The organism is Candidatus Nitrosocosmicus sp. T (genome assembly GCF_054408485.1).
The window spans coordinates 898,176-922,114 of record NZ_CP166992.1 but is presented as its reverse complement, the minus strand read 5'-3'; the positions used below and the strand labels follow the sequence as shown (position 1 = coordinate 922,114).

The following is a 23,939-nucleotide window of genomic DNA, read 5'->3' as shown; positions in this document are numbered from 1 at the left end:
ACTATCCTGTGATAAACGTACTTCTTAAAGCACTAAATATTGCTTTTGCAGTAGATGACATAGTATTAGTAGATCCAAAGGATTTGCTCCAACAATCTTTTAGCCCCGCCAATTTTAACAAGTTTCTAATATTCTCACCAGCTACTATACCTAATCCACGCGGTCCAGGAATCAATTCAATTGTTACACTGCCACCTCTACCCTGCACCTTAAATGGCACTGAATGAGCTTGTTGACATCGACATTCCCAACTTCCACATCCCAGTTTTACTGGGATGACGTTTAAGTACGAAGCGTTAGTGGCCTTGTCTATAGCATTTCTCATTTGTGAGGCTTTACCCTTTCCTATTCCAAACCAACCAGACTCATTGCCAATTGCTACAAGTGCATTAAATCTAGTAAGTTCGCCAGCATCGGTTTGTTTTTGCACTATTTCAACACTAACTACCTGAGTTTTGATATCAGGCAACAGGTGCTTCACAATCTCAGATTCTTGAATCCTCATTCCATTTTCGAATATTTGCTCCATAGAGTTGATCTTACCACTCGCTACCAAGATGCCTAGTGTAGTTCGGGGTTTCCATTCGGCTTCAGGTTCATTGGGCCTAGACATTCTACTCATTCTTTACACCTAAGCCATAAAGCATTATTAATTCATTAATCATCATAACTTTCATTCTCAACACATCAGTACCTTATCAAAATCAGTTATTTTTTTGTTTATTATTCTTTCGGTGAATATTAGTGCGACCAAGTTTCCACCTATTCGAAATTGCCGGCAGAAATCCGCGTCTTCACTTCTTCAAAATGCTTTGGATATTCTTCGGGATTAATTTTTTTACTAACCAGTTTAGAAAATTGTTTTTCATATTTATTTTTGTCATCCTTAAGAATCGTGGCATATTCAGATATATGTGAACCATTTATTCGATTTTCATTCGGTAAAGATTCTTCAGATAACGGAATGTTAACTCCCGAAGCTGCAATACCTTTAAGACAGGCTGCTACTTTGCTTGTGAAAGAGGTTTGACCAGTATATAAGATTGCAGAATCAATTTTTTTGGCAAGCATTTTTTTTCCAAGCATCAAGCCTACCAAGTAGCAAGCAGATAAGTTGTTTGTAGAACCTTTCCACTCAAATTTAGCTAGTTCTTTACTATTGGAAAACGAGAGGACAATATCACCTTTAATCGCTGGTTTGATTAGTTGGCAGTGAATATTTTGATTGCTTATTTTTACTGTTATGAAATTCCTCTTGCTGATTAGCACGGCCTTTCTTTTTCTATAATTTGTTTTATTATTTCTTATTCTTTTAAGCGTTTTAATGTAAGACATTCATTACTTCTTTCCTTTATTCTAACAATCAAAAAAACTCTCTTAAATCTCTTATAAACGTTTTAAAAATCGACTAATCAAATATGGAATAAGAATGCTATCCAACCTAATACAAACATCGCAAAAGATTTATTTTAAAACTGCTAAATCAATTAAAATTTTATAGCTTAATTTTGTTTTGCAGTCTAGAATTTAGCGTGGGTTAAAGAACTGTTACAGATATTAAATCCGCCCTTTACTGTGGACTAGACTACTGGGTATGAAATTATGGTCTGCAAGAGGTATTGTACATACCCCGTTTTACCCTAATTGTCGAAAGTCCCCCCCCCAAGAGTAATGCAAGGCTAGTGACGCAGTTACAAGTCGGATTCAATAAACCTATGTACATCTAAACTCTAGTCAATTGATTTAGCAACAGTAGAACTATCATCTATTCTTTACCGAAAAGATAGACATGTTTCTTAGGAATTTGGGCGCAGGGGTGATCAAAAATTTCGCGGATGGCTTAAATAAAATGATCTTAGCTGAGGTTTTTTATTTTAAAATCATAAATGTATTTGACCTCTTTATCGACCTTTGTTCGCGATTAGACTTGCAAAAATGCCTCCCCCTATTCCGTTGTCGATATTTACTACTGAAAGGCCAAATGAACAGGTTTGGAGCATAGACGCCAAAGCACCTTTGCCATTGTTACCATAGCCATATCCTACAGAACAAGGCACACCAATTATTGGTACGGTTACCAAAGAGGTCACCACAGCCGGAAGTGCCCCTTCCATCCCGGCAACTACTACTATCACGTCAATACCACCCGACACCATTTGCTTCAATGAGCCGAGCAATCTTTGAATCCCAGCTATACCAACATCATATGCAAGATGAGGTGTGCAGCCCATTACTAATGTTGCCAAGCGTGCCTCTTCGGCAATCCCCACATCAGAAGTCCCTGCACAAATTATTCCCACTTTACCCCCTCTGTTTACAGGGAGAGAAGAGATGGTGTCGTACACTAGTATAGAAGTTCCGTTACGGCTTCTGTCTACAATAAAACCTTTTTTACTATAGTACCTTATTAATTTGCTTACTATCAACGGTTTGATTTTGCTCATAAGGACATAACCTTTTTTCTCAAGAACTCGATTAGCTATCAGGTACTAATTCGCTAGTCTTTTTTCGGGTTGCAAGAACAATCTCTGGAATCGATTTTCTAAAATCTCTGTTAATGTCGATTTGAGCTATATCGTTCTCTATGTATTCTACAGAAAAAAGAGATATGGATTTGATCACATCATCAAGGGTTCTCCTGTTATTGTAATAATCCAATAAGATATTCCTTAAATCCATAAAACTTTCAAGAAAACTATTATTGGAGAAGAGAGATTGCTTCCTTCACATTTTTAACTCCGTCTGAGAACTCTTGTTGTTCAAATTCGTTTAGGGGCAACTCTATAATTTTTTCTATTCCGTTCCTCCCGAGTATTGCAGGGACCCCGATACAAACATCCTTTACTCCATATTCACCATCAAGATACGTAGATAATGGAATTACAGTTTTTTTGTCTTTTACTATCGATTCAACCATGGTTGCGACTGCATTGCCTGGTGCATATACTGTAGCTCCTTTGTACTTTATGACTTCAGCAGCAACTTGCTTAGTTTTTTCATATATTTCCTTTGATTGCTTTTCATCTATGAAATGGCTTAACGGTATTCCAGAAATCGAGGAAAATCGAATTAATGGTAACATTTTTTCACCATGTTCACTAATCACCATTGCTGAAATAGAATTTCTGGATAAGCGGGTATACTCATTAATAAAGCTCGAGAATCGGGACAAGTCCAGCATTCCCCCCATACCCATTACGTTATTCTTAGGCAATTTGGTGGATTTTAGAGCAAGGTAAGTCATTGGATCCAAAGGATTAGTTACTATTATTAGGTTACATAAATCACGATGTTGAGCGATTTTTGATGAAACATCCTTAACAATAGAAGCATTTGTTTTGAGGAGGTCCATCCTTGTCATCCCAGGTTTTCGGCCGATTCCAGCAACTAAAACGATTATCTCTGAGTCACTCAAAACACTAAAGTCATTGGTGCCCTGAACAAAACTGTCTAGACCTTGTTCAGATAATTGATGATTAATATCCATTGCCTCCCCTTGTGGCAAGCCCTCGATAATATCAATTAGATTTATTTGGGGATCTAATTCCCTCATTCCGCAATTTAGAGCAACTGAAGCACCTACTCTTCCAGAACCAATAATAGATATTGTCATACAAATGTGACATTATTTTTTTTATTTATAGTTTTAAATTTTTATCAACTCTAAAGTTCCATTGGCAATATCTAAATTAAGCATTTAATACGCAATTTAAGGTCTGGACTATAAAGCCCATTATAGAAGAGTCTCATAATAAAATACATTTGAGAAAGATAGTTGTAATTGATCCGCAGGTTGCAGGAATTTCAGGGGACATGTTCTTATCTGCTTTGGTAGATTGCGGGGCCGACAAAAATAAAATCATAAATAATATAAAGATGATAGAAAAATTATTTTCCGATACCATCATAAAAAAGATAGAATTCATAAATTCTGAATCAAATGGAATAAGGGCGACAAAATTACTTCTTGAAATTGAAGAGAGATTACGAGCGCGGAATGCCTCTGAGATGCTAAGAATTTTGGCCAATTGCTGTGAGGTTACAAATATTTCTGAAGAGGCAAAAAAATTTGTAATGGAAACGATGAAGACTATAATCAGAGTAGAGTCAAAAATTCATAATAAAGAAGTTAAAGACTTGCATCTCCACGAGTCTTCAAGCATTGATACGGCCGCAGATATAATTGGCAGTGCAACTGCTCTTGATGATTTGGATCTGTTTAGTGATACGACTTTTTATTCTACCAAGGTCGCTGTGGGCGGTGGAACAACTCAATTCTCTCATGGAACGATCCCAAATCCCACTAACGCAGTGCTAGAAATTTTTAGGATTTTAGAGCTACCCATAGCAGGAGGTCCAGTGCACACTGAAATTACCACCCCTACAGGAGCAGCAATATTAGCGGGATTGAATCCTAGAATTATTAGTACATATCCCGAATTAATCCCTCATAAAATAGGATATGGTACTGGAATTAAAAAATTTGACGGCATTCCTAACGTGTTAAGAATATCTATAGGAGAGTCTAATATTTATGACTCGATACAATCAGATACGATATCGGTTCTTGAGACAAATATTGACGATATGGCCGGTGAAATGATTGGCGACTTGGTGGAAAAAATATCAAGACTAGATGAAGGAGTTAAGGATGTTACAGTTGTTAGCGGGATAACTAAGAAGAATAGGCCAGTACATATTCTCAAAGTTATTTGTTCAGGAGACATTGAAAAGAGGATCATAGAATTGATTTTTAATGAAACAGGAACATTAGGGATAAGAAAAACTATAAATGAAAGATACAGATTGGAGCGGTTTAGTGTCCTGCTTCCTATTACAATTGAAAATCATGAATATGTCATAAGTGTAAAGATATCAAAAGATCAACAAGGAAAAATAATTAACATAAAACCAGAGTTCGAAAATGTTAGGGAAATTGCCAACAAACTTGGTTTTCCCTTGAAGAAGACAATGGAGACAGTCAATAATTTAATATTTCAAAGGAATCTATATGACTTATAGCTGATAACAGATGTCAAATAATACCATCAAGAGTAGAGAGGATTCAAATCATAGTAGATATAATCTACTGCTTAATTGGTTTAGATCCAGAAAGTGTAATGTTCTAGTAGCCCTTTCCGGCGGAGTAGATAGTGCATTAGTGGCCTTCGCAGCGAGGCACGCACTAGGGAAAGATATGGTCCTGGCAGTAACAGCAAACTATCAGACATTGGCAAACGAAGAATTAGAAACAGCTAAAAAAGTGGCCAGAGAAATTGATGTAAATCATCTATTAGTAGAATACAACGAATTAGAAAATCCAAGTTTCACAAGGAACGATAAGCTTCGTTGCTTTCACTGCCGAAATGAATTGGCCGCCAATTTGTTAAACGTAGCAAAGAAGAAAAATATCACGCTTATTGTAGATGGGACGAACGTTGATGACCTAGATGATGAAAGGCCAGGAATTGTCGCGCTACATTCGAAGGGAATAAAGAGTCCTCTATTAGAAATTGGATTTAAAAAGAATGAAGTCCGCCACTTTGCCAAAATGAAAAATTTGTCTGTTTATGATAAACCTTCGAATTCATGCTTAGCGTCACGAGTTCCTCACGGAACGGAAATTGATTCAGTCAAATTAAGACGTATTGAAAGATGCGAGATAATAGTAAAAAAAATATCTGACGTGAAGCAAGTAAGAGTAAGGGATCATGGAACGATAGCGAGAATTGAAGTGGAGAAGAGTGAAATTACGAAACTATGCAACCTTGATGCAATGAATGAGATAGTATTTGCGCTCAAAGAGTTAGGCTTTAAGCATGTCACTTTAGATTTAGAAGGTTACAGGGAAAAGGATATTGGAAAACTGTACCAGAAGGAGATAATAACAATCGATAAACATGTCAGAAAATAACCATACTAAAATCAAAGAACCCATTTACTTAGATAACGCATCTTCCTCTCCGATTGATAGGAATGTAATGAATGAGATGTTACCATTTTTAACTGCCAATTATGGAAACCCTTCATCACTTCATGATTTAGGTAGAAAGTCAACTATCGCCGTTTCCAAGGCGCGGAAACAGATATCCAATTTAATCGGATCTAAATCTAATGAAATTTATTTTACCTCTGGTGGGACTGAATCCAACAATCTAGCCCTAATTGGATATGCTAGGCTGATAAACAGTATAAATCCAGCTTGCAATAGAATATTGATATCCAAAATAGAACATGACTCCATATTAGAGACTATCAACTTCATAGAGAAAGATCTAAAATTTGAGGTAGACCATTTGCCCATAAAGAAGGATGGATTGATTGATTTAGATATTTTTAGTGACATGATATCTCCAAATACTAGTTTGATTAGTATTATGTTAGTTAATAACGAAATAGGAACTATTCAACCAATCAGAGCTTTGGTTGAAACTGCGAAAGCAAAAAATAAGAATGTTATTTTTCATTCAGATGCAGTCCAAGCTCTTGCTAAAATTCCAATAGATGTTAATGACTTAAAAATAGATATGATGACGATTTCGTCTCACAAGATAAATGGGCCAAAAGGAATAGGAGCGTTATTCATAAGGCAAGGAATACACATTAAGCCGATAATATTTGGCGGTGGACAGGAAATGAATGTAAGATCAGGAACAGAGAATGTAAGTGCCATCGTTGGCTTTGGCAAAGCCTGCGAAATTTGGAAGGATAAATTTGAATCCGTCCAAGCCAACATTAAGAAACTACAAAGATACATGATAAACAGGATAATCAGAGAAATACCAGGATCTGTATTAAATGGATCAATGGAGAATCGAATTTCTAATAATGTTAACTTTTCTTTCTCTGGCATAAATGGAGAGGATCTATTAATTAAATTAGATGAATATGGTATTGAGGCTTCTACCGGTTCTGCTTGTTCTTCTAATAAGAAACAAAAAGCATCTCATGTTCTGAAAGCTCTGGGATTGAATTATGATCAAATAAGTGGTTCCATAAGGTTTTCCATCGGACATCAAAACACACAAGAGGAATTGAAAATTGCTATAGATACTTTAAAAAAACTAATTATAGAATTTAGAAAAATAAACGGATTTGACTTTGTATGAAAGAAACGTTGGATTATTACACCATCAGTCTAGTAATCTAATCTGTATCATACCTTAAGAATATTACGGGTATCTATACAGAAAGGTTCTTTTTAATGCTAATCACATATTATCATAGATGTCTTCGAATCAGAACAACAATTTGAATAGCAAGTCAGCTTATAAAGATATAAATATTGGTGATAAGGCACCAGATTTTGGGCTCTTAGATACGAATCAGGAAGTTCATAGTTTATCAGATAATAAAGAAGGAATGACTATTTTGGCGTTCTTCCCAGCTGCAGGCTCTCCAGTTTGTACTGTCGAAATGTGTAATTTCAGAGATACGCTTAGTAGCTTGAAAAGAGACAACATACATATCCTAGGAATATCTGTTGATAGTCCTTTTGCAAATAAAGTTTTCGCTGAACACCATAACTTAAACTTTCCCATTTTAAGTGACTATAACAGAGAAGTGATAGAACAATACAATGTTGTGATGCCTAGTTTAGGCAAATTAAAAGATTTCAAAGTGGCTAAAAGATCCATATTTGTTGTGGATAATAGTAACCAGAAGATAGTATATAAATGGGTAACAGACAATCCACTTATTGAACCCGATTATGAAGAAATTAGAACCAAAATCTCATAAAAATTTAAATCCTTTTGAAGAGAATCGATTGCTCAAATTTTCATTTTTTTGATCCAAATTGAACGACTAACCGCAGTATCTGTATACAAATAATTGTAACTTTAATCAAGAATTGCTACAACATCATTTCTTGAGATACTTTGACCTTCTTTAACCTTGAGATCTCTTACCGTTCCATCTCTTGGTGATTTGATAGCAACTTGCATTTTCATTGATTCCAAAACCACTATGTTATCCCCCTGCTTGACAGCATCGCCTTTTGTTACAGCTATTGATATTACCCTGCCAGGTATCTGACTTGAGATTGTATTCTGAGAAGTATTACCTCCTGAAGCGGCACTTGATTTTTCAATTATTTCAGTCAATTTAGCATGTTTCTTGAGCAACATTAATTGACCATCTAATAATATCTTTAATTCTGTACTCGTGACATCCAGAATCTTAATTTCATGAAAGGTATTATCAAACAAATATTCAAATTTGTCTGATTTTATATCTATTACATTTATGAGGTGATTAGATCCATTAATTTGGATAACTAAATTGCCTCCTTTATCAAAACCTATAATTTTACCGCTGAATTCTTCCTGTATATCATCAACCTTTATTTCCATTCTTTTTCACGCAACTCCTCCAAATTTCCAGGTATTATGGACAGAATGATCTCTCTTTGATGGTCGTTTGACATATTCTGTTTGGATGATCGCAGATGAGACCGCCGGTAAAAGTCTTTTGAATTTATCAGAATTCTTTGCCTTTAATTCTTTCCTCATTTTCTCTATGATAGAATACCTATCAAGGTAATCTGTGGACAAATCACCATTGATAAAGTGTTCATCATTCATTATAGTTTTGTACAGTGGTATAGTAGTATTTATTCCCTCAATAGTGAATTCATCCAAAGCATTTCGCATTCTTCGACGCGATTCATCAAATGTTGATCCCCAAGATATTAGCTTTGCGGTCAAGGAATCATAAAAGCCTGAGACCGTGCATCCAGGATATAGATAAGTATCCACACGTATGCCTGGGCCGTACGGTAAATTGCAATAAGGTACTTTACCTACTGAAGGAGCAAAGTCATAGAAGGGATCTTCGGCATTAATACGACATTCCATTGCGGCACCGCTTAATGTGAGATCCTGTTGCTTAAAGGGAATTGGTTCGCCATTTGCAATCGATATTTGCAATTTGACTAAATCCAGGCCTGTAACAAGCTCAGTTACGGGATGTTCAACTTGCAATCTAGAATTAATTTCAATAAAGTAAAAATTACCTTGTGGATCGCACAGAAATTCAGCTGTTCCTGCATTAAGATAGTCAACGGCATCAGCGGCTCTCTTTGCAATTTCTCCAATTTCGTTTCTCTTTTCAGGCGTCATTACTGGAGATGGAGACATTTCAATTAATTTTTGATGCCTTCTTTGAATTGAACATTCTCGTTCAAACAAATGTCTTGTATCGCCATGCGAATCCCTAATCAATTGAAATTCAATATGTCGAATTTTTTCCAAAAACTTTTCCACAAATAAAGCAGCCTTTCCAAACGCAGCTTTTGACTCTGCGGAGGCCATTTCAAATTCCTGTCTTAACTCATTTTCGTCCTTTGCAAGTCTGATACCGCGTCCCCCCCCGCCGTATGCTGATTTTAGTAATACGGGGTATCCAGCTTCGTGAGCAATCTCTACGGCTTTATCAACGTCATCAATTACTCCTTCACTACCCGGAACTGTGGGAACTTTAGCTTGTTTCATTATGCGCTTGCACTTCATTTTATCTCCTGTTAATTCCATCGCTAGACTTTTAGGCCCAATAAAAATTATATTGTTCTTCTCACATAGTTCAGCAAAAGTTTCATTTTCTGAAAGAAATCCATATCCAGGATGAATCGCATCCACACCTGCTTTTAAAGCAACTTCCATTATCCGGTTCATGTTTAAATAACTTTGAGCAGGAGCCGCCGCTCCGATATAATACGCCTCATCAGCTCGTTTAACATGAATTGAACTCTTATCTTCATCCGAATATACGGATACCGACTTTAGTTCTAGTTCCTTGCAGGCCCTAATGATTCTTAGGGCAATCTCTCCACGGTTTGCAATCAATATACTAGAAATTTGTTTTGACATCCAATCACCTACCTATAAATTGATATTCCCATGCTTTTTCCATGGTCTACTCTCTTTCTTATTAGAAAGGGCATTTAGTGCGCTTATTATTAAGGGCCTGGTTTCCATAGGATCAATGACAGAGTCGATCGTTCCCCTTTCCGCAGCTATGTAAGGGTTTGCAAACTTGTTTCGATACTCTTTTGCCAAACTTTTCTTTTTACTCGCTGCATCAGGAGAATCCTTAAGACTTTTTCTATGCATGATAGTTATGGCTGCTTCGGGCCCTAGTACTGCAATTTCGGCTGTGGGCCATGCAATGTTTAAATCGGTACCAAGATTCTTGCTCCCCATGGCAATATATGCTCCGCCATATGCTTTGCCTATGATACACGTAATTTTTGGGACGGTTGCCTCGCAATATGCGAACAAAAGCTTGCTACCATGTCTAATAATTCCATTATGTTCTTGATCAGCTCCCGGTAAATATCCTGGTGTATCCACAAGCGTAATTATAGGAATATTAAATGAGTCACAAAATCTAACAAATCTCGCAGCCTTATTAGAAGAGTGTATATCTAATGCGCCAGCTAAAAACAAAGGCTGATTTGCAATAATACCTATAGACCTCCCACCCATCCTTGCAAATCCTACAACTATGTTTTCTGCAAAGAGTTCATGAACTTCAAAGAAACTCCCACTGTCAACAAGAGAAACTATGATTTCCTTCATATCATAAGATTGATATGGATTATCAGGCAATACCTTTATCAAATTACTATCCATTCGGTTAGGGTCATCAACCTCTTCTTCTAATATTTCGGCTTCTTCTTTGTTATTCTGCGGAAGGTAGGAGAGTAATGTTTTGATTTTATCCATGCAATCAACCTCGTCCTTAGCTACGAAATGTGCAACTCCTGATTTTGTAGCATGAGTTCTAGCGCCTCCCAATTCCTCAAATGTAACCTCCTGACTCAGGACTTCTTTTACAACTTCTGGTCCTGTGACAAACATCTGGCCCACATTTTCGACCATTATAACAAAATCTGTCATCGCTGGAGAGTATACAGCTCCACCAGCACATGGTCCAATACTCGCAGTTATTTGAGGTATAACACCAGATGCAAGAGCATTCTTTAGAAAAATATCACCATAACCGTCTAGGCTGGATACACCTTCCTGGATCCTTGCCCCGCCTGAATCAAGTATACCAATAATTGGACATCCTACCTTTAGTGCATGTGCCATAACTTTAGAAACTTTTTTTCCAGCCATTTCTCCTAGCGATCCACCCAGAACAGTAAAATCATAAACGTAGATGAACACTTGTCTACCGTTAATGGTTCCAAAACCAGTTATCAATCCATCACCATAATATTTTTTCATTTCAGGGTCATCACTTCGATGAGTTACAAATTTGTCAATTTCAGTAAATGTATTTGGATCTAATAAAAGATTTATGCGCTCTCTTGCAGTTAGCTTCCCCTTGGAATGCTGAGATTCAACTTTATCTGGACCTCCACCTGCTTCAGCACTGTGTTTTTGGTCGTAATATTGTTTTAGTTTTTCCTCACGCATATATTATGTTTTTAATCCCTATCAGTATTAAATATAGATTTTGCTATGAATAATTGCTGATTCATTTTGAATAATATGTCTTTATTTAGTCCTTTTCTCGAAGTTCACGCAATCCATTCCTACCCCCCTTAGCCCGTCTAAAATAATTTAATCCCAGGTTGTAATTTTCATATAAGGATTCAAGGGTTTCAATTTCCATCCTTAAGAAATCCTTTTCATAATTAGAAGATTTATCTGAATTTTGCAATTCCTGTAATCTTTTTACTTTTTCTGCCAAGAGCTTACTGACATTATATTCATACTCACTTGACAATGTATATCAAATCATATCTTGTGGATATATACATTTTAATCTTTTTAAAGCGTCAAACAGATGATTCTATAGGGATTTTAGCTTATTTGAAAAGGCACGTTTGTATTCTTCATATATAAGAAGATCGAAGCAAGTTAAGCAAGTCGAACAAAAAATTGTGTCTAGAGTACTGATATTTCTTTCAAGTTTTAATAGTGTCATTATCAAATTATCATGAAAGTTTACCCGATTACCGCATATAAAACATTTTTCCTTATTTTCTCGATGTGTGATAAATTCTTCCAGCAAGATGTCCCCATTTTTTTGAGTTAGATCTGTTTTGCTGTTCAATGAATTTTTAATCTTTTTAGTATGAAGACTGGACAAATTATAACAATCTTGGTGGAGGATTGATTTAGCCTCCCTAGACCAATAACCCACTTCTGCTGGATTGATTTTTCGTTTGCAAATTATACAAAAACCTGCAAATTTTATACTCATCTTTATCCAATCACGGGCGAGTAAAGGATCCTTGTTCATCGTACAATCTATCTACGTATAAAAATTATAACCACTGTTTAAAGTTTTGTTTTACTTGACTGTTTTTCAATTTCCTTGGCTATGATTTCATTTAACTTTAAGTTTTCAGGATTTTCAAAATCAATATCTCGAATAGCCAGATTTTTCAAAATCATAATGAAATTGGAATAATAAAAAAGGCCAACTTTGGATATGCTTGTGTGAAAAATCTTTGATAGTTCTGTTCTAACAGGTCTTAATGACTGCCCCCTCATAAATATTGGACCCATCGAAGAGAATGGAACGGAATATTGGTTATATTCTATAGCCTTATCTCTAGTAATCCTAAATAATTTCTGAAGCAAGATGTCGTTAGCATATCTTAGTAAGTTCCAATTCCTTTTTTCGTATATCCGGTTTACAAATAAGTCAATCTCAGAAAGCTTACCTAATATGTTTGCCAAATCATCTGATCGTATATTTCTCTCGTTGCTAACAATGCTGGTATACAAAGCATTCAGGAAATCTTTGCTACGTTCCTCCGAGGTAAAGCCGTATTTCGGAGTTGAATAACGGATGGATGATGTTATCAATATTTGTTTTGCTTGGGAAATGTCAGTTAGAGTAAAAAATTTGTTAATACATTCTTCAATAGCTAATTCAGTACCGGTGTTACTATCTGAATGAACCTCTCCCTCCAGCCGCGCTTGCAAAGTATTCAAAAGGGTCCGAGCATCACCACGACTTTGATTAATGATATTAAACTGCTCCATGTCTTCTAAATGTCTTTTCTCCATCCTCATTACATTTTGGAGCAACATATAACTCGCAAATGATGACAACGGTCTAAATTCAACAAGCTTGCTATTTTTGATTATATCTTTCATTTTATAGATCTTAGTATTTGAGGCCATTATTATCGGAACATCGGCATTCTTTAATATATTAGACAAAAAGGGTAATCCGCCATAATCATCTCTACCGGAGATACCATCTACTTCGTCTAAAAACAACAGCATTTGCTTTCCAAAGACACTATTGTTTAGTAGCATCGGATTGATGATGCCCTCCAAATTAATTTTATTTCTGAGGTCACTCGCATTTAGTTCAACTAAATCAAAATCCAGCAATTTAGCCAATGATTTAACAAACGATGTCTTTCCAGTTCCAGGAGGGCCTATAATTATAAGTGGTTTTGTGCCTTTAATCCATTTTTTTAACCAGTTTACAATTATGAGCCTTGGTTTTTCATTACCAAAAAAACTGTCAAATTCTGTCACTCGGTATTTTTCAATCCACATAATAACTTAAAACCGCCACATCAAATCAAAAACTATTTTTTATCTAAATCGTTCTGAAATCTATGTAGAAGATCTGCTCTTTTGGTTACAAGCTCTCTATACCAAAATTCATTATAATGGCTCACTGTTAGGAACAGAAATTCAAGAAATGGTTTTATCTTAACATCGTTATCTAGCATCTCCAATGCCAAGTATGCCTCAGATAAATATATTTTACTCTTTTCTAAGGTTAATCTAAATCCTGTTTTTACATCATGAGTTAGGTTTGAATAAAAAAGTGGCCATGACGGAGACTTGATTCCCTTAGTAACAATTGCATCTTGGATCTCATTTCCACACCCAACACATTCTGCAGCTTTTGCCATACCTATGTAATAAATTTCTGACAAAGGTCGTTGATTTAGACTCATGTTTCTACCAGCTGTTCCTAGCACCGACCGATATTTCTTGTAACTTTGTTCCAAATTCTCGTAAGTAAGTTCAAGTTTTTTGATTTTCAATTCATAATCGATTTGTTGACCTAAAAGGGCGTCAGCGAAGCCAGATTGAAATTCTTCTAGTACTCCAGGTGCTGTTTCATTTATCTTTTGCTTTGCCAATAGGAGGATGTATGGATTAATAAATTTGTAATCTTCAAGATAATCAAGGTCTTCATCTTTATCTAAAATTCTATCCATCGGCTCGCTCAAATCGATTGCGATCAAATGTCCGTCTATCACATTATTTCTCATTTTATCATCTCGTAAATCCCTACTATCAGCGTAGCCATCAAAAAGAGCATAAAATACGGGAAAAGTCATTTTTATGAAATTTGAATTAAGAATCCTATTGATTCTGTCAAACAAATTAGCCGGATTTTTCAATTTTAACTTTAGCGATTCAATTTCTTCCGGAGTAAGTTCTAATTCAGTGGTCCCACCAATTTCCTTTATGAAGTCCCTGTGCGTCTTGACAGGATCAGGATCAGACTTTATTAATTCATAAATCCCGTCCTTATATCTTTGGGCAAAACCATCATACTCTTTTCTTGATTTATTCAGATAGAATTTGAATGAAGTGTATTTTTTGTCCCTGATCAAACCACTCTTAAAAATTTTTCTCCCGGATCCGGTCACTAATAAATTCGGTTTATTAAATATATAATCATCTTTGCCACTCATTGAATGTCACGAAATAATGATAGAAACTGACAGTTTATTATCATCTAGATGACATTGCAATCCTTTCCTGTTCATTTTTCTTTTTTATGGCATAACTGTTCATGTCGTTCTCAGAGGCTAACATTATTTCTTTAGCAAGTACTTCTTCCATAGCCTGGGGTGAAGAATAGGTGGACTCGCGTACTCCCTCCGCAATGAATCGTAATGCTAGGTCCACCCTTCTTAAAGGTGAAACATCCACCGAAACATGATAAACGACACCACCGTATACTATTCTGGTAGTATCCTCATTTGGTGCTGCATTTTCTATGGCCCGTATGAGCAATTCGACAGGATTTTTACCTGTTTCTATAAAAATTATTTCGAGTGCAGTTTTCACTACGTTCATAACCTTTGTCTTTTTACCACCCATTCTTCCAGTATTTTTCGCATATCTTTTTCCAAAGTGCATCAGTTTGTTGGCTAAACGCTCAATAATATTGACTTCTGCTTTTTTCAATCGTTGATGCTCATGACGTCCAAATGTTACAGGTATGGTCATTGAGGGATGTAAATGGATGACATTTTTCAACCCTTCATCAACAATTTCGATAAGTCTTGTATCCCATTTGTTAAATAGGAGCATATTTACTTGTTCTTTTCCACTCATTATTATCGCCTTGGTTTCTCTTTCTTTCCTCTTACAAGTTGATTTAGTGATACACCATTTACTTTGAATACTTGCCATCTAACCCCTGGGATATCACCCATTGCACCACCCATTGAGCCTCCAATACCTTCCAAAACCACTTCATCATGTTCATCCACAAAGTTTAATGCACCGTCCCTTGGCAAAAATGCAGTAATCGACTTTCCATTTTTAATTAATTGTACACGCACACATTTTCGGACCGCAGAATTGGGCTGTTTTGATTCAATGCCAACCTTTTCCAAGACAATACCTCTGGCCTGTGGAGCACCCTCCAATGGATTAGCTTTCTTATCCAACATCAACATTCTACGTTTATAATATTTATTTGACCATCGGGATCGCTTTCGTTTTGTTTTCAAAACTCTACCCGAGAATAATCCTAAGGGTGATTTACTCAATAAATATCACATCTTTTCACTTTTAATTAATTGTTCCGGACTAATAACCAATACATTCGTAATATTGAAGTATCTCTTCGCAAGTAGTCGCGCTTTGTCGACATTCCTGCCATCTTTACCCACAACAAGTCCCTTTTTCTTTGCATCTGCAACAACTAAGGCTATCTTAGTTCCATCCAAATGATCATTAATTCGAATTTCTTGTATAATATTTGAATTGAAAATATTTTTGACAAAATCGGTTGCATTATCAGAATGTTCGACCAATTCTATTTTCTTATTAATCACGTTTTGTAACTGTTTAATATTGGACCCTCCTTTGCCAATTGCCATTCCCATCTGACCTCTGTTTACTACAAATATTACGCGTTCCATCTTTTCGTCAATTATACAGTCTCGAGCATCAGCGGTCGTGACTGTCTGAAATAACGATAGTAATCGAAACTCATCAGGAGATAATTTAATTTTTTCACTCATTTCATATGCACCCAGTAACAGAAGAATAATTCATCCAAGTATAAATAATTCTCTCAAAGTTATCCCAATTTAAGTCTATTTTAAGAAATAAATTCAAGATATGTAAATAATGATAAAAAGAGACATCGCCATATTGATTTAATCAGTTTTCCCCGTAAAAATGGGTAGTAATTAACTACTAATGAGATCTTTTATTTCTTCATCAGAGACATTCTTTAATGAAACTACACTGGTTCCGTATGACAAGCTGCAAAGTCTTCCGAGGAGTACAGAATTCCCAGGGTAGTGGATCACAGAAATATCACTCTGTTCAGCGGACTTTTTTATTTTCTCTTCCTTTTCCGTGGTCAAGGTCTTTGAAAGTACAATTAACTTTGTGCCTTTAATATACTGCAATACTTCTTTATACCCCGTCTTTACTTTATTATTTTTTACACCCTCCTTCAGGAATTTTGCTAATTTCTTTTCATTCATATAATTATCTATTCCTTTACACTCATATATAGATCAATCATTCCAGTACCAACTGGTACTGTGGCCCCGACTATTACATTTTCAGTAACTCCTTTTAATGGTTCCACTTGTCCCTCTAGTGCAGCCCTAGCGATTGTGGGGACAGTAATCTCAAAAGCTGCCCTTGCCAATACTGAAGTCTTTGTTCCAGCTATACCATGACGGCCGATTTGTTGCAAGTACCCTTTTGAAGTCATCAAATCTGCCACTAGCATAATATGTCGAATATCAACTTCCAAACCCTGCTCTTCTAACGTATTAGTGACTTCTTTGACTAATGCGGTTCTTGCAGCTTCAATCCCAAGAGTTTGCCATATTTCAAATACATTGTTAGTGGTTATTCTAGATACATCTATTCCCTCTACAAGTACAACTTTTGCCAAATTTGAGCCGGCTGTTTGAATAACCCATTCATCATTTTGTTTTACAATCGTTACTCTTTCGATATCAGGGACACCCTTGACACGCGCGTTTAATAATTTATTTCGTAATGTTAGTAAAGTTTGAGCATCAGGTTCCTGAGACAAGGAAACCTTTATAACAAGACTAACTTCGTTTATGGTAACTTCGTACCTCTTCTTAGAACTTTTTAAAACTTCGTGGATTTCCTGTAAAGACGTTCCTCGGTCAGCGATCTTCTTTTCAGAGAAGAAAAACGACAAGTTTCCACTGTAATCAGTATCCACTTTGTCTACGAGATCGGATATCCGTGTAAAAATAATTCTCTTTGCAACATCTAAGGCTTTCTCTCTGGATAATTTGTGTTCATTATCAAGATAAATATCCATCGTAGGGGTAACCGGTTTCTTTCTTGCGTCTACTAGCTCAATAAGTCTGGGCAGACCTAGCGTTACATTCCTTTCTTTTACTCCTGCAAAATGAAAAGTTCTCAAGGTCATCTGTGTACCTGGTTCTCCAATAGATTGAGCCGTAACAACTCCTGCTGCTTCTCCTGGCTCTATCAAAGCTTTTTCAAACAAATCCATTATTTTGTGCACTACTTTCTTAATTCCCGTCTTGCTAAGAGGATAGGTCACCAATGAATTTTCAATTTCCTGGGTTAGTTTAGGATTCATCTTCTCCTTGAATTTCAGCAACAAATCCTTCATTTCAGCTTCACTAGTTTTGATCCCATCATCAACAACGGATTCACTCTCTACCAGCCTAGGAATATTTACGGCATCCCCATGATCGCTTTTGGCTGGATCAATACCATCATCCCCATAAATATATTGAATAATATTTCCATGTGGGTCACGGACAGTTAAATCATATTCAATTTTAAGATGTTCTAACGCATTTATGAGTCTGCGCTGCATATATCCTGATTGTTGAGTACGTACTGCAGTATCAACTAAACCTTCTCTACCTCCCATTGCATGAAAGAAAAATTCGATCGGATTTAGTCCGTCCCTATAGTTTGATTTTACAAAGCCCTTAGAATCAGGGTTTTGATCACCAGGCCTAAAATGTGGTAACGCTCTATTCCGGTACCCCTTAATAATCCTTTTTCCTCGTATTGATTGTTGACCCAAAGCTGCGGTCATCTGACCAATATTCAAAGTGGAACCTCTTGCCCCAGTTGAAGCCATGATTACACCAGAATTGTCATCAGGAAACGATCGGTCGGCAATTTTTCCTGCTCTGTCTCTTGCTCTTGAGAGTTCATTAACAACATATAGCTCTAAAGCTTCCTCCGGAGACAAACCTCTGGTTAAAGGCAATGTACCGTCATGATACTGTTTTATCAATTCATCTATTTTACTATAAGTTTTTTGAATTACATCTTGAATTTCTTTCCGAGTTTCGTCACTCAGCCATAAATCGGAATACCCATAGCTAAATCCCTTGTGAGTAATGTAAGTTTTTAACATTATAAGTATAGCATCCAAGAATTTTTTTGCTTCATCGTTACCGTAGTCCTTTGTAATTCTGTGAAGTACACTATCTGGTTCTTCTGCACCTATAGAAGCTTTATCAATTACACCTGACATCAATTGTCCGTTTTTGATGACTACATCCTTACCCTGCAACTTTGAAGCCTTATTCCACTTTGAAGTAATTACAAAGTTGAAGTCCTTTGGTAAGAAAAGTGAAAATAACTGCTTGCCGGTAAAAAATGATTTTCCATCCTTCTCTAAATGAGGTTTGGGTAAAGGTCCACTATATCCACCCAAATACGCAAAATTAGCGATTTCATCAGCAGTTAGTATCGTTTCATCCTTTGTTAGTAAGAATGCCCCGGTTATGAAATCGCGTATAGCACCAATAATAGGACCGCCATATCTCGGCGATATAAGCTGATCTTGGACTCTCATTAACAAGGCTGCTTCTGCCCTTGCCTCCTGGCTTTGAGGAACGTGCAGATTCATCTCGTCACCATCAAAGTCAGCGTTGTATGGTGGACATACAGCAGGATGGAGTCTAAATGTACGATATGGGAGTACTCTTACATTATGAGCCATAATAGACATTCTATGCAATGACGGCTGTCGATTAAATATAACAACATCCCCATTCATTAAATGACGCTCTACAGTATAGCCATTCATTAATGAATCAGCAATAGCGGCTCGATCTGTTACATAGTCCAGTCTTATTTTTACACCGTCGGGTCGAATAATGTAATTGGCTCCAGGATAATTGTTGGGTCCATTTAAAACAAGATTTTTCAGTTTATCAATGTTCCAAGTAGAAACAGTTTCTGGTATAGTGAGCTTTTTTGCGACATCACTTGGGACACCTACATCTGATATTGTAAGATTTGGATCAGGTGAAATTACGGTTCTACTTGAAAAATCAACTCGTTTGCCTGACAGGGATCCTCTAAATCGACCTTCTTTACCCTTGAGTCTCTGGGTTATTGTCTTTAATGGTCTTCCAGACCTGTGATGAGCCTGAGGGATACCTGACACCTCATTGTCAAAGTAAGTTGTAACGTGATACTGTAATAGATCTACCAAATCCTGGACAATCAAAGGTGGTGTGCCAGCTTCTTTGCTCTCTTTTAGTCTCTGATTTACTCTTATAATATCAACTAACTTATGTGTCAAGTCATCCTCTGATCGAATACCTGTTTCTAGAATAATCGACGGCCTCACAGTTACTGGCGGAACAGGCAAGACTTGAAGAATGAACCATTCTGGTCGAGCAGTCTTTGGATCATATCCTAGCAATATTAGGTCTTCATTGGAAACATTTAGCAGCCTTTCCCTAATTGTTATTGGTAGCAATCTATTTTCCCCTACATCAGTTTTTTCAACAAAAATTGTAGGTTTTGTAAAAATTAGATCATACTGTTCTTTCTGACAGTGCGGACAAACCTTAACTTTCTTTGCCTTCTCAATAATCTCGTCCTTAACATTTTCAAGAGTAATTACAGCATATGCTGCCTTGCTGTCTCGCAAATTTTTATATTTTTCTAAATCTTCATTACTAAGTTTGATACGATTACAAGATCTGCACGTAATCAAAAGCAATTTATGAATATCGTCGATAAAAGCAATATGTAAAACGGGTTCCGCAAGTTCTATGTGACCAAAATGCCCTGGACATCGGGCAGATGTATTTCCGCAGGTTGCACATTTTTGACCAGGCTCCAACGTTCCCAGTCTGTTGTCCATCAACCCTCCTTGAACAGGCATTCCATCCTCATCATACGTTTCTGGTGCCGTTACCTCAGTAACACTAAACTTTCTTACCTCCACAGGCGACCAAATGCTAAATCTAATACCATCTAATATCTTGACAGATTCATCATTCATTTAAAAAACCTCCATTATATGCAACCAAAATGATTAAACCTTCTCCTTTACCAATAAGCGTGGAGCGACATTTAAACTCATCATTTCTTGCAATAATAATTTGAAAGCATATGCAATAATAACACTGGAAATTTTTGCCTTATCACCACAGACCCGGCATACATATTTTCTCTGTTTTGTGTCAAAATATGATAATAATCCGCATCTCTCGCATACATTTATCTCTGCTTTATCAGATTCTTCTAAAAGTCTGTCCTTTAGCATCATTGAAGCACCATATGCAATTAGACAATCTCTTTCCATTTCTCCAAACCTCAACCCGCCCCCTCGAGCTCTACCTTCTGTAGGTTGCTTTGTTAACATTTGAACTTGACCTCTTGCTCTACTATGGATTTTGTCAGCAACCATATGATGAAGTTTTTGATAGTATACAACGCCAACGTAAACGTCAACCGGGAATCGCTTCCCGGTCCTCCCATCGTACATTACCTCTTTTCCGCTATGCTTGAATCCATAAGACTCCATTGTATCCTTTATATCATTCAGTTTTTCCCCCAAAAATGCAGAGCCATCAACGATTTTACCTCTCAAAGAAGCAGCTTTACCACCCAATGACTCCATGAACATCCCAACTGTCATTCTAGAAGGAAATGCGTGAGGGTTGATCATTACATCTGGTACTACACCATCTTCGGTATAAGGCAAATCCTCTTGGTTTACAAGCATACCAACAACTCCTTTTTGACCATGACGGGAGGCAAATTTATCACCTATCTCCGGAATACGCATATCTCTAACTCTGATCTTATACATTTTGCCACCTTCTACAGACTGAGTCATGATGACAGTATCCACCACCCCATTCTCAGATGGTCTAACTCCTATTGATGTGTCACGTCGATATGGACCCTTAACTTCAAACTCTTTGTATTCCTCCATGAATCTGGGCGGTGAAGTTCGGCCAATCAAAATATCACCACCATTAACAACTGATTCATGCATTATAGCACCATCTTGTTCCAATAAACGATAAGATTTTTCTCCACGATAACCACGAATGTTTGCTTCAGAAGACGGGATCTCAAAAGTATCCTTCATTCCTCCAGGATATTGTTTAGCTTCAGCTTCATAAACACGATAAAAGAATGTACGTGCTAGTCCTCTATCTATTGATGATTTACTAAAAACTACAGCATCTTCAATATTATACCCTTCAAATGGCAAAACCGCTACCACACAATTTTGGCCGGTTGGTCGTTCATCTAATCCCAATAAATTGATTGCTTTAGTGCTTACAACAGGCATCTGTGGATAAAGCATAAAATGTTGCCTCACATATGTACTCGCATTCATTAGTGGAGTAGAGAAGCCCAAACTTTGTTTTGCCATTGCACTCTCATAGGTATTCCTAGGTGATTGATTATGTTCAGGGTATGGAATAATAGAGGCACCAACACCCAATATCGAAGATAAGAAGATCTCAACATGAGTATGGTCGTTAGTTATATTCCTAAGTTCACTTGCAATATAACAATTTTCTTCCTCATTGGCATCTACAAGTTCTATAATTCCCATGTATAAAAGATCAGTCCATGATAAGAATTTCTTTGAAATCTTTTCGATCACTTCCTTTGTCAATAGTATATTTCCATCTTTTACTATTGCTAGCGGACGCAATACCCTGCCTGAGTTACAGCTGATATACAACCTTTTTGTTGCGTTGTCATTCAAAGAAGAATAAAAATAGATTCCCATATGAGGGTGCATTCTACCAGATCGTCTCATGGTACGCAATCTGTTTGATAAATTACGACCATCTTCTATGTATCCAATTAATCGGCCATCGACAAATATTCTAGCACCTTTTTGTTTTAAATCATCATTTGCCTCGTTCACATTTTGAACACCCAATTCGTATAATTTTTCAATTACATCGGATGATAAAACACTGACTGAAATTACTGCAGATAGTGCCAAGTTTTTAACTAATCCACAATTAGAACCTTCTGGTGTTTCGGCTGGACAGATACGTCCAAAATGAGTTGCATGTAAATCCCTAGCTTCAAAATTGGGTTGACTTCGACTTAGTGGAGACTGGATTCTCCTTAGGTGACTAACTGTAGACATATAATTTGTTCTATCTAGAAGTTGGGTAACACCGACCCTACCCCTTCCCCAATTTCCGGTAGCTATTGCGTTGTTTAATTTGTCAGAAATAATTCCGGGCCTGACAGCGGCTGCTACTGCATTGATTCCTCGCTTCTGACCAGATCTTTCTAACTGATATTTCATATCTCTAATAAGGTTCCTAAATGCAGTCCTGAATAGGTCTGCCAACATCTGACCTGCAAATTTTATGACTTTATTGCCATAATGGTCCTTATCGTCTGGTTCAATCCAATTAAGATTTAACTCAACCAATTTGCATGCGGATTCTCCTAAAAACAATGCCTTTTCGTATCGGTTATCAGGATTCTTACCAAGATGAGGCAATAGTCCCCAGTCCAATAATGTTTCGGCTCTTTTTATTTGAAACTCTTCTAACATGCCTGGTGCAATTCTTTTACTTATGTAAATTATGGCGTCCCTACTAGTGGCAACTTCGCCAGATTTTTCAAAAGATGGCTCCAGTTCATCCTGGATAGTATCATTCAAAGAAACTGCATTTGCAATATCTTTATCGGACTCCAAACCTAGAGCCCGCACTAATATGATAAGGGGGATATCAACTGGAGAACCGGGAATCTTAGAAACTATGGAACCATCAGGCCTCATAATCAACTCCAATTTTGCACGATATCCAACAATTGAAGAGTATACTTTTGCCTTGTATAACATGGTACCCGATGTTTCCTCGATATCAACGATGATCTTATTATAAGAAAGATCCTCCAACCCAACTATTACTCTTTCTGAACCGTTTATGATGAAATATCCACCAGGATCCTTTGGGTCTTCCCCCACATCGATTAATTTTGTTTCAGAATAATTATGAAGCATACAGGCGTTTGACTTTACCATTACAGGCATATCACCAATATGGATAAATCTTGATTCCAAAGTTTTGCCCTCTTCAACTATGCTGCATTCCAACATGATTGGAGAAGCGTAAGTTAAATTGCGAAGTCGAGCTTCGACAGGTGCAACGTGAGTAATTGAACCATCTAGTTCCATGATCCTAGGCTGTTGCATTTTGATTTTTCCCAATTTTATTTTATAAGGATACTCTGCCGTTTCGATTTCTATCTCATTGACCTCGTCAATTATGCTTTGGAGTCCCCGTTCAATAAACTCGTTGTAAGAATTGAGATGCTGCCTTGCTACTCCCTCTCGTCGCAAAATATCGTTGATGATAGGCCACATATCTAATGAATTATTACTGATACTGACTGTCATTA

21 protein-coding genes are annotated in these 23,939 nt (G+C 36.8%); 4 read left to right on the top strand and 17 right to left on the bottom strand.

Features of this window, described 5'->3' with window-relative positions; genetic code table 11:
- Position 1: 1 nt before the first annotated feature.
- The 5 genes from AB0A59_RS04760 to AB0A59_RS04740 all read right to left on the bottom strand — a co-directional run bounded on the left by AB0A59_RS04760 (position 2) and on the right by AB0A59_RS04740 (position 3,613).
- Complete coding sequence (locus tag AB0A59_RS04760; RefSeq protein ID WP_458746935.1) at positions 2-622, bottom strand: 30S ribosomal protein S5; 621 nt, start codon at positions 620-622, stop codon at positions 2-4.
- A 140-nt stretch (positions 623-762) separates the two neighbouring features.
- Complete coding sequence (locus tag AB0A59_RS04755) at positions 763-1,335, bottom strand: 50S ribosomal protein L18 (protein WP_458746933.1); 573 nt, start codon at positions 1,333-1,335, stop codon at positions 763-765.
- Positions 1,336-1,901: 566 nt separating this feature from the next.
- Complete coding sequence (locus tag AB0A59_RS04750) at positions 1,902-2,444, bottom strand: AIR carboxylase family protein (protein ID WP_458746931.1); 543 nt, start codon at positions 2,442-2,444, stop codon at positions 1,902-1,904.
- 31 nt (positions 2,445-2,475) lie between these two features.
- Positions 2,476-2,679, bottom strand: a complete 204-nt coding sequence (locus tag AB0A59_RS04745) for a hypothetical protein (protein ID WP_458746929.1) — start codon at positions 2,677-2,679, stop codon at positions 2,476-2,478.
- Between the two features lie 19 nt (positions 2,680-2,698).
- Complete coding sequence (locus AB0A59_RS04740; protein WP_458746927.1) at positions 2,699-3,613, bottom strand: malate dehydrogenase; 915 nt, start codon at positions 3,611-3,613, stop codon at positions 2,699-2,701.
- A gap of 149 nt (positions 3,614-3,762) precedes the next feature.
- On the opposite strand from AB0A59_RS04740, the gene larC reads away from it, so the two are divergent.
- From larC to AB0A59_RS04720, 4 genes are all read left to right on the top strand, one after another.
- A complete protein-coding gene (gene larC / locus AB0A59_RS04735) occupies positions 3,763-5,022 on the top strand; it encodes a nickel pincer cofactor biosynthesis protein LarC (protein WP_458746925.1) in 1,260 nt (419 codons plus the stop codon).
- 10 nt (positions 5,023-5,032) lie between these two features.
- On the top strand, positions 5,033-5,914 hold the full coding sequence (gene larE / locus AB0A59_RS04730) for an ATP-dependent sacrificial sulfur transferase LarE (protein ID WP_458746923.1): 882 nt from the start codon (positions 5,033-5,035) through the stop codon (positions 5,912-5,914).
- Positions 5,901-7,109 (top strand): cysteine desulfurase family protein, encoded by a 1,209-nt coding sequence (locus AB0A59_RS04725; RefSeq protein WP_458746921.1) that lies wholly within the window; start codon positions 5,901-5,903, stop codon positions 7,107-7,109. Before larE ends, AB0A59_RS04725 begins: the two co-directional genes overlap by 14 nt.
- A gap of 118 nt (positions 7,110-7,227) precedes the next feature.
- Positions 7,228-7,740, top strand: coding sequence for a redoxin domain-containing protein (locus tag AB0A59_RS04720; RefSeq protein WP_458746919.1), 513 nt, complete (start codon positions 7,228-7,230; stop codon positions 7,738-7,740).
- Positions 7,741-7,841: 101 nt separating this feature from the next.
- On the opposite strand, the gene AB0A59_RS04715 is transcribed toward AB0A59_RS04720, so the two are convergent.
- The 12 genes from AB0A59_RS04715 to AB0A59_RS04660 form a co-directional block, all read right to left on the bottom strand.
- The gene (locus AB0A59_RS04715) at positions 7,842-8,354 is read right to left on the bottom strand and encodes an acyl-CoA carboxylase biotin carboxyl carrier protein subunit (RefSeq protein ID WP_458746917.1); all 513 of its coding nucleotides are present in this window, start codon (positions 8,352-8,354) and stop codon (positions 7,842-7,844) included.
- A 6-nt stretch (positions 8,355-8,360) separates the two neighbouring features.
- The gene (locus AB0A59_RS04710; protein WP_458746915.1) at positions 8,361-9,869 is read right to left on the bottom strand and encodes an acetyl-CoA carboxylase biotin carboxylase subunit; all 1,509 of its coding nucleotides are present in this window, start codon (positions 9,867-9,869) and stop codon (positions 8,361-8,363) included.
- A gap of 12 nt (positions 9,870-9,881) precedes the next feature.
- Positions 9,882-11,426, bottom strand: coding sequence for an acyl-CoA carboxylase subunit beta (locus AB0A59_RS04705; protein WP_458746913.1), 1,545 nt, complete (start codon positions 11,424-11,426; stop codon positions 9,882-9,884).
- An 85-nt stretch (positions 11,427-11,511) separates the two neighbouring features.
- A complete protein-coding gene (locus AB0A59_RS04700; protein WP_458746911.1) occupies positions 11,512-11,739 on the bottom strand; it encodes a hypothetical protein in 228 nt (75 codons plus the stop codon).
- Between the two features lie 557 nt (positions 11,740-12,296).
- Positions 12,297-13,538: an AAA family ATPase gene (locus AB0A59_RS04695; protein WP_458746909.1), complete on the bottom strand. Its 1,242-nt coding sequence runs from the start codon at positions 13,536-13,538 to the stop codon at positions 12,297-12,299.
- Positions 13,539-13,570: 32 nt separating this feature from the next.
- The gene (locus AB0A59_RS04690) at positions 13,571-14,698 is read right to left on the bottom strand and encodes a hypothetical protein (protein WP_458746907.1); all 1,128 of its coding nucleotides are present in this window, start codon (positions 14,696-14,698) and stop codon (positions 13,571-13,573) included.
- Positions 14,699-14,738: 40 nt separating this feature from the next.
- Positions 14,739-15,347 carry a 30S ribosomal protein S7 gene (locus AB0A59_RS04685; protein ID WP_458746905.1) on the bottom strand — a complete coding sequence of 203 codons (609 nt, stop codon included), beginning with the start codon at positions 15,345-15,347 and terminating at the stop codon, positions 14,739-14,741.
- A gap of 2 nt (positions 15,348-15,349) precedes the next feature.
- Positions 15,350-15,787 carry a 30S ribosomal protein S12 gene (locus AB0A59_RS04680; RefSeq protein WP_144733459.1) on the bottom strand — a complete coding sequence of 146 codons (438 nt, stop codon included), beginning with the start codon at positions 15,785-15,787 and terminating at the stop codon, positions 15,350-15,352.
- A gap of 6 nt (positions 15,788-15,793) precedes the next feature.
- Complete coding sequence (locus AB0A59_RS04675; RefSeq protein WP_458746904.1) at positions 15,794-16,264, bottom strand: NusA-like transcription termination signal-binding factor; 471 nt, start codon at positions 16,262-16,264, stop codon at positions 15,794-15,796.
- Positions 16,265-16,435: 171 nt separating this feature from the next.
- Positions 16,436-16,738 carry a ribosomal L7Ae/L30e/S12e/Gadd45 family protein gene (locus tag AB0A59_RS04670; RefSeq protein WP_458746902.1) on the bottom strand — a complete coding sequence of 101 codons (303 nt, stop codon included), beginning with the start codon at positions 16,736-16,738 and terminating at the stop codon, positions 16,436-16,438.
- Positions 16,739-16,746: 8 nt separating this feature from the next.
- Positions 16,747-20,541, bottom strand: a complete 3,795-nt coding sequence (locus AB0A59_RS04665; protein ID WP_458746900.1) for a DNA-directed RNA polymerase subunit A' — start codon at positions 20,539-20,541, stop codon at positions 16,747-16,749.
- 33 nt (positions 20,542-20,574) lie between these two features.
- Positions 20,575-23,937 (bottom strand): DNA-directed RNA polymerase subunit B, encoded by a 3,363-nt coding sequence (locus tag AB0A59_RS04660; protein WP_458746898.1) that lies wholly within the window; start codon positions 23,935-23,937, stop codon positions 20,575-20,577.
- Between the last annotated feature and the right edge of the window lie 2 nt (positions 23,938-23,939).